Genomic DNA, 6,758 nt, shown 5'->3' on the forward strand with positions numbered 1-6,758 from the left:
TCGGCCTGGCCGTCGTCCACCGGCAGGACCACGAGCTGCACCGGGGCGTACCAGGCCGGGAAGGCGCCCCCGTGCACCTCGATCAGGTACGCGAAGAGGCGCTCCATGCTGCCCACGAGGCTGCGGTGCACCATCACCGGCCGGCACCGCGCACCGGACGCGTCGGTGTACGACAGGTCGAACTTCTCCGGCTTGTCGAAGTCGAGTTGGACGGTGGAGAGGGTGAACTCCCGCCCGGCCGCGTCCCGCACCTGGATGTCGATCTTCGGCCCGTAGAACGCGGCCTCCCCGGGGGCCTCGATGAACTCGACCCCGTCGAGCGCGGCGCGGAGCAACTCCTCGGCCCGCGCCCACTGCGCGTCGTCGCCGACGTACTTCTCCCCCGGCCCGCGCAGCGACAACCGGAACCCCGCGGGCCGTACGCCGAGCGCGGCGTGCGCCTCGCGGATCAACCGCAGGATCTCCGACACCTCCTCGCCCACCTGCTCCAGCGCGCAGAAGTTGTGCGCGTCGTTGAGGGAGATGGCGCGCACCCGGGACAGCCCGCCGAGCACCCCGGAGCGCTCCGCCCGGTACATGCCGCCGATCTCGGCGATGCGCAGCGGCAGCTCCCGGTAGGAGCGGCCCCGGGCCCGGAAGACCAGGGCGTGGTGCGGGCAGAGCGCCGGCCGCAGCACGAACTCGTCGTCGGCGCTCAGCCGCATCGGCGGGAACATGTCGTCGGCGAAGTAGCCAAGGTGCCCGGAGAGTTCGAAGAGTTCGCGCTTGCCCAGCGGCGGGGTGTGCACGTGCCGGTAGCCGGCCCGACGCTCCAGGTCGCGGACGTACTCCTCGACGGCGTGCCGGGCGGCGGCGCCGGCCGGCAGCCAGAGGGGCAGGCCGGCGCCGGCCAGCGGGTCGGAGCCGAACAGCTCCAGCTCCCGGCCGAGCCTTCGGTGGTCGATCATGTGTCGCTCCTTGATCGGGTGCGACCCGCCGGCGACCCGGTCCGGAACGCCACGAGGCCCCGGGGCGGATCGCCCCGGGGCCTCGTCGACGGATGTGTCAGTGCGGCGCGCCGGGGTTTCCCGGCGTCGTGGTCCGCTCCGCGCTGCGCATGCGGCGACGCTACGCCCGCCCGCGCGGGGACCGCATCCGGATTTTCCGCCCGGGCCGGCGCCGAACCCGGTCGGGCGCTGATCCGGCGGCGGGCCGGCACGATCCGCGGAAAGGGGGCGGGCCGGTCGTCAGGAACGGGGGACCCGACGATGGTGGGGCCGCGCGCCGACAACGGTACGCCGATGAGCGGCGATCCGCCGACCGTCCCGGGCCCCGGCGTCCGTCACCTCCACCGATGCCCGCTCGTTGAACCCGGGTGGCACTGCCGTGTCGGTGGTCACCGCGGGCCAGGGCCGTCCCGGGTGACGCCGGACACGCCGTCAGGCTCGGTGCATCCGATCGGCCCCGTCCGGCGAGGTGGCAGTCGTGCCCGAAATTCTCACTGAGGTCGCGTCGCCGACCTGGGCGTACCTCGCGCTGCTCGGGCTGCTGATCGCGGACGCCTTCGTCCCCGTGATCCCCACCCAGGTCGTCATGATCACCAGCGGCGCGCTCACCGTGTACGGCGATCTCAGCCTGCCGGCGACCATCGCCGTCGGCGCGCTCGGCGTCTTCGCCGGTGATCTCGCCTGCTACCTGCTGGGTCGGGGCGCGCCCGACCGTCGGGCGGCCCGGCACGCCGTGCCCGGCCGGGCCCGTCGGGTCGCCAGCCGGGTCACCTCGGGGCTGCGCCAGCCCGGCCCGCTGGTGATCCTGCTCTGCCGCTTCGTGCCCGGTGGGCGGATGGCGGCCTGCTTCTCCGCCGGGCGCAGCCGGTACCCGTACCGGCTGTTCCTGCTCTACGAGGCCGTGGCGGCACTGGCCTGGGCGTCGTACGGCGCGCTGGTCGGGCACCTCGGCGGGACGGCGCTGACCGAGTCGGCGTGGCGGTTGGCGCTGATCGCCGGGGCGGCGGCGGCCGGGTTCGCGGCGGCGGGCTGGGCGATGACCCTCGTCAGCGCCCGCAACGCCCGCGCCGCCACCGACTGACCCGCCGTCTGGCCGGTACCGTCCACGGCATGAACCTCGATGATCTTCCGGTGGCGGAGTTCGCCTTCCCCGGGCCGCTCCGCGATCAGTTGGTGGCCGCCATCCTGTCCGGCGCGAAGACCACGACCTCCGCCCTGGTGATCGGGTACGAGCGCGAGAACGAGCCGTTGCCGGCGGTCGGCCGGCGGTCGGCGGTCGTGAACTCGGCGGGCCGGCGGGTCGCGGTCATCGAGCTGACCGAGGTCCGGGTGGTCCGGTTGGCCGACGTGGACCTGCGGCACGCCCTCGACGAGGGGGAGGGCGACCAGTCGGTGGCGCAGTGGCGGGCGAACCACGAGGGTTTCTGGCACAGCGCGGAGGTGCGCGCGGAACTGGGCGACCCGGGTTTCACCGTGGACGACGACACCCTGGTGCTGGCGCAGCGTTTCCGCCTGGTGCATTCGGTGGGTGAGACCGGCGGGCCGGAGAACAGCCTCTAGGGGTGGTCCCGGGGATCGATCTCGGTGGGCGTCCCGGATCCGCGTGAGGTGCCTCGGGCGACAGGCTGAGGCATGCGTGGAACCCGGAACAGTGGGCTGCTGGCCCTCGGTGGGATCGCCCTCGCGGCGCTGCTCGCCGTGATCGGGCACCTGGAAGTGAACGACGACCTGAGCCCCTGGTCGCTCACCGTCAGCGACTTCGCCGTCTCCGACCGCGGCGGCGTGATCGACACCGCCATGCTGGTGCTCGCCGCGGCCACCGCCGTGCTCATCCCCGCCCTGCGGAGCACCGGCCGGTCCCCCGCCGCGCCCCCGGCCGCCCGACGGAAGGAGAACAGGGGGCGGTGGGCGGAGCTGCTCCTCGCCGCCTGGACCGGCGGACTGCTGCTGGCCGCGATCGTCCCGACGAACGAGCCGGGCCTGCCGATGGACACCGCCGCGTACGTCCACCGGTACGCCTCGGTGGTCGCCTTCCTGGCGCTCCCCGTCGGCGGCTGGCTGCTCGCCACCCGGTTGCCCGGAGCCGGCCGCCGGGTACGCGGACTCGCCGTGGCCAGCCTGGTGCTCGCGGCGGTGATGGTCTGGTCGGCCTACCCCGGAGACCGCCTGCTGCTCGGCCTCGCCGAGCGGCTGCTCATCCTCACCGAGGTCGGCCTGCTCGCGACCGTGGCGCTCTGCCTCGTGCGCTCGGGGTCAGTCGCGCCCCGGACGACCGGCTAGACGCCCGTCGTCGACGCCGGACAGCGCGCCGACGCCGAGGCGCTCTGCCGCGACGCCGGCGCGACGACGTCCGACGGCCACCTGGAGTGCTGCTGGGACTGATCCCGGCGGCTACTCCAGCTCGTGGAGCATGAGCTGGCGGGCGGCCTCGGTGATCGAACCCGACAGGGACGGGTAGATCGTGATGGTCTGGGCCAGCTCGTTGACGGTGAGGTTGTTCTCCACCGCCATGGTGATCGGCAGGATCAGCTCGCTCGCCTTCGGCGCCACCACCACCCCGCCGACGACCTGGCCGCTGGCCGGGCGGCAGAAGAGCTTGACGAAGCCGTCGGAGATCTCGTCCATCTTGGCCCGGGCGTTGCCGTTCAGCGGCAGCATGACCTGCCGGGCCGGCACCTTGCCCGCGTCCACCTCGTCCTGCGAGACGCCGACGGTGGCCAGCTCCGGGTCGGTGAAGACGTTCGCCGCGACGGTCCGCAGCCGCAGCGGCCGGACCGCCTCACCGAGCGCGTGCCACATCGCGATCCGGCCCTGCATGGCGGCGACGCTGGCCAGCGGCAGCACCCCGGTGCAGTCGCCGGCGGCGTAGATGCCGGGCACGTTGGTGCGGGAGACCCGGTCGACGGTGACGTAGCCGCCCCGGGCCAGCTCGACGCCGTACTCCGCCAGCCCCAGGTCGGCGGTGTTGGGGATCGAGCCGACCGCGATCAGGGCGTGCGAGCCCTGCACCTTCCGGCCGTCGGAGAGCTCCACCTCCACCCCGTCGGCGGTGCGGCGGACCGCGTCGGCGCGGGAGTTGTTCAGGATGCTCATGCCCCGGGTGCGGAACACCCGCTCGATGGCCATCGCCGCGTCGGCGTCCTCGTGCGGCATCACCCGGTCGCGGCTGGAGACCAGGGTCACCCGCACGCCCATCGCCAGGTAGGCGCTGGCGAACTCGGCGCCGGTGACGCCGGAGCCCACCACGATCAGGTGCTCCGGCAGCTCCGGCAGGTCGTACACCTGGCGCCAGGTCAGGATGCGCTCACCGTCCGGTACGGCGGTGGGGAGCTGGCGCGGGGTGGCGCCGGTGGCGACCAGCACGGTCGACGCGGCGATGGACTGCTCCTCGCCGCCCTCCGCCGGGGTGACGATCACCCGGTGGGTGTGGCCGAGGGTGTCCTCGCCGAGCCGGGCGGTGCCGGCGACGAAGGCCACCCCGGCCTTGACCAGCTTGGCGTGGATGTCGGCGGACTGGGCCAGCGCGAGCCGCTTGACCCGCTCGTGGACCGCCCGGGCGTCGACGGTGACCGCCTCCAGCCCGTCGGAGTGCACGCCGAACTCCTCGGTGTCCCGGTAGCCGGTGACCACCTGGGAGCTGGCGATGAAGGTCTTCGACGGCACGCAGTCGGACAGCACGCAGGCCCCGCCGGCGCCCTCGGCCTCCACGACGGTGACATCAGCGTCCAGCTGCGCGGCGACCAGGGCCGCCTCGTAGCCGGCCGGTCCACCGCCGATGATCACGATCCGGCTCACAGCGCTCGCCCTTCGTCAGTGCTCACAGTGACTTTCTTCTCCCGAACGCGTCCGACACGCACCGTCGTATTCTCCCCCACCCGCCGGCCGGGCTATCGTCATCGCCGTGCGTCATTACGCCGCCTACGGCTCAAACCTGGATCCTGCCCGGATGCGCGCCTACTGCCCGCATTCGCCGATGGTGGGCGTCGGCTGGCTGGAAGGCTGGCGGTTGACCTTCGCGGGCGAGGACGTGATCGGCTGGGAGGGCTCGGTCAGCACCGTCGTCGAGTCGCCCGGCGACCGGGTGTTCGTGGCGATATACGACATCCACCCGTACGATGCCGCCCAGCTCGACGAGATCGAGGGCGTGACCGCCGGCACGTACCGCAAGCTGCACGTGCGGGTCTCCACCCTCGACGGGGACGTGACCGCGTGGATCTACGTCTTCGACGGCTACGAGGGCGGCCTGCCGACCTCGTGGTACCTCTCGGAGATCGCCAACGCCGCCGAGAAGGCGGGCGCGCCGGACGACTACGTCACCGAGCTGCGGTCCCGCCCCACCGGCACCGCGTCGGCGTAGCGCGTATCGCACGGCCCCCAGTCTGCTACCGCACCGGCCGGAACCACGATCCGGGACCGGCCGGGGTCGTCAATCACACACCCCGTGGTGGTCACCGGGGGCGGACGGGGCAGGCGGTGGCCGGGACGGTGAGCTGGTACATGTCGATGATCCGCGCGTCGCGCAGCCCCACCGACCGGTAGAGCGAGACCGGCGCGGTCGGGTTGGCCAGGTCGACCCCGAGGCCGGCGGCGGAGCGGCCCTTGGCCGCGTACCGGGCGAAGGCGTGCTGGAGCAGGGCGGCGGCCACCCCCCGGCGCCGCTGCCCGGGCAGCACCGCGAGGTTCTTCACGAAGCCCTCGTTCTGGTCGAGCCCCTGGTCGGAGGATTGGAGGACGCCGGCCGGCTCGCCGTCGACCTCGGCGACGAACCACTCGTCCCAGGCGGTGCCGTCACCGATCCGGGCCCGCCACCGGTCGTGGTCCTGCGGCTCGTAGTCCAGGGTGTCGCGGAACGCCGTGTCGTAGATCCGGTGGAAGGTGCGCAGCTCGGCGTCGTCGTCGGGGCGGACCGGGCGGACCGTGACGCCGGCCGGCGGGGCGGGCGGCGCGGTGGGCAGGCCCGCCAGCGGTCGGCTCATCCGGACGTACCGCTTGGCCAGGGTGAACCCGGCGTCGAGGAGCGTCTGCTCCCACTCCTTCTCCGGCTCGTACACCGCGCAGCGGACGGTGAGCGCCGGCAGGCCGCGCGCGGCGGCCCGTTCGGCGACCCGGGTCAGTTGCCGGGCCAGCAGCGGGGCGCGCAGCGGCCGGCCGTGGTCCGGGTCGACGTACACCTCGACGAACTCCCGTCCGACGCCGGTCGGGTTGTCGATGATCGCCCAGGCCACGACCGTGCCGTCCGGGTCCAGGCCGAGCCACGAGTCGGCGGCCGGCTCCACGTGCGGGGCGGTCAGGCACTCCGCCACGTCTTCGGCGGAGAAGTCGGGGTAGCCGATGGCGAACGTGTCGGCGGCGTGCACCACCTTGAGGATTGCCGGTACGTCGTCGAGGGTGGGTCGGCGGGCGCTCCAGCCGGCGGGAAGAGTCACGCTGGCGATCCTGACAGCCGACGCCGCCGGACGCCGCCGAATTATTCCGCCGGCCGGCCGCCCAGGTGCGCGCGCGTCACGATCAGCAGCTCCACCAGCTCGGCCCCGTCCGCCGGGCCGAGCGCCGCGAAGGCCGGCGAGGTCAGCCGGTCGGTGACCGCCTCGGCCCAGAGCCGCCGCCGGACCAGCGGCCCGACCGGCGGGTAGGGCGGCGGCCAGCCGCAGGCCACCGCGCCGGCCTCCCCCTCCGGCCCGGCCAGCACCGCCTCCAGCGGGGTCATCCCGCTGGCCCGCACCGCGAGCAGGTACGCCCCGGCGAAGTGCTCCCGGAGCAGGCGCAGCCCGA

7 protein-coding genes and 1 pseudogene are annotated in these 6,758 nt (G+C 73.9%); 4 read left to right on the plus strand and 4 right to left on the minus strand.

The features are described 5' to 3' along the window. The coding region (locus tag NCC78_RS25555) for an aminoacyl--tRNA ligase-related protein (protein ID WP_250797632.1) at nt 1-947 on the minus strand (947 nt) is incomplete at its 3' end. A gap of 517 nt (nt 948-1,464) precedes the next feature. Between NCC78_RS25555 and NCC78_RS25560 the strand changes: the two genes are divergently transcribed. The 3 genes from NCC78_RS25560 (at nt 1,465) to NCC78_RS25570 (ending at nt 3,266) form a co-directional block, all read left to right on the plus strand. Continuing rightward, nucleotides 1,465-2,067, plus strand: a complete 603-nt coding sequence (locus tag NCC78_RS25560) for a DedA family protein (RefSeq protein ID WP_250797633.1) — start codon at nt 1,465-1,467, stop codon at nt 2,065-2,067. 29 nt (nt 2,068-2,096) lie between these two features. After that, complete coding sequence (locus NCC78_RS25565) at nt 2,097-2,546, plus strand: ASCH domain-containing protein (RefSeq protein WP_250797634.1); 450 nt, start codon at nt 2,097-2,099, stop codon at nt 2,544-2,546. Nucleotides 2,547-2,618: 72 nt separating this feature from the next. After that, complete coding sequence (locus tag NCC78_RS25570; protein WP_250797636.1) at nt 2,619-3,266, plus strand: DUF998 domain-containing protein; 648 nt, start codon at nt 2,619-2,621, stop codon at nt 3,264-3,266. A gap of 111 nt (nt 3,267-3,377) precedes the next feature. On the opposite strand, the gene NCC78_RS25575 is transcribed toward NCC78_RS25570, so the two are convergent. After that, complete coding sequence (locus tag NCC78_RS25575; protein WP_250797637.1) at nt 3,378-4,781, minus strand: NAD(P)H-quinone dehydrogenase; 1,404 nt, start codon at nt 4,779-4,781, stop codon at nt 3,378-3,380. Between the two features lie 106 nt (nt 4,782-4,887). On the opposite strand from NCC78_RS25575, the gene NCC78_RS25580 reads away from it, so the two are divergent. Further along, complete coding sequence (locus tag NCC78_RS25580; RefSeq protein WP_250797638.1) at nt 4,888-5,343, plus strand: gamma-glutamylcyclotransferase; 456 nt, start codon at nt 4,888-4,890, stop codon at nt 5,341-5,343. A 91-nt stretch (nt 5,344-5,434) separates the two neighbouring features. On the opposite strand, the gene NCC78_RS25585 is transcribed toward NCC78_RS25580, so the two are convergent. Beyond that, complete coding sequence (locus NCC78_RS25585) at nt 5,435-6,412, minus strand: GNAT family N-acetyltransferase (protein ID WP_250797639.1); 978 nt, start codon at nt 6,410-6,412, stop codon at nt 5,435-5,437. A gap of 41 nt (nt 6,413-6,453) precedes the next feature. Next, nucleotides 6,454-6,758: pseudogene (locus tag NCC78_RS25590) on the minus strand (SCO6745 family protein); the annotation flags it as partial.

The organism is Micromonospora phytophila (assembly GCF_023656545.1).
Taxonomy (GTDB): Bacteria; Actinomycetota; Actinomycetes; order Mycobacteriales; family Micromonosporaceae; genus Micromonospora; species Micromonospora phytophila.

Bases quoted from the DNA above. Each gene is read 5' to 3' on its own strand.
- NCC78_RS25565 (WP_250797634.1), top strand. From the start codon at position 2,097: ATGAACCTCGATGATCTTCCGGTGGCGGAGTTCGCCTTCCCCGGGCCG.
- NCC78_RS25570 (WP_250797636.1), top strand. From the start codon at position 2,619: ATGCGTGGAACCCGGAACAGTGGGCTGCTGGCCCTCGGTGGGATCGCC.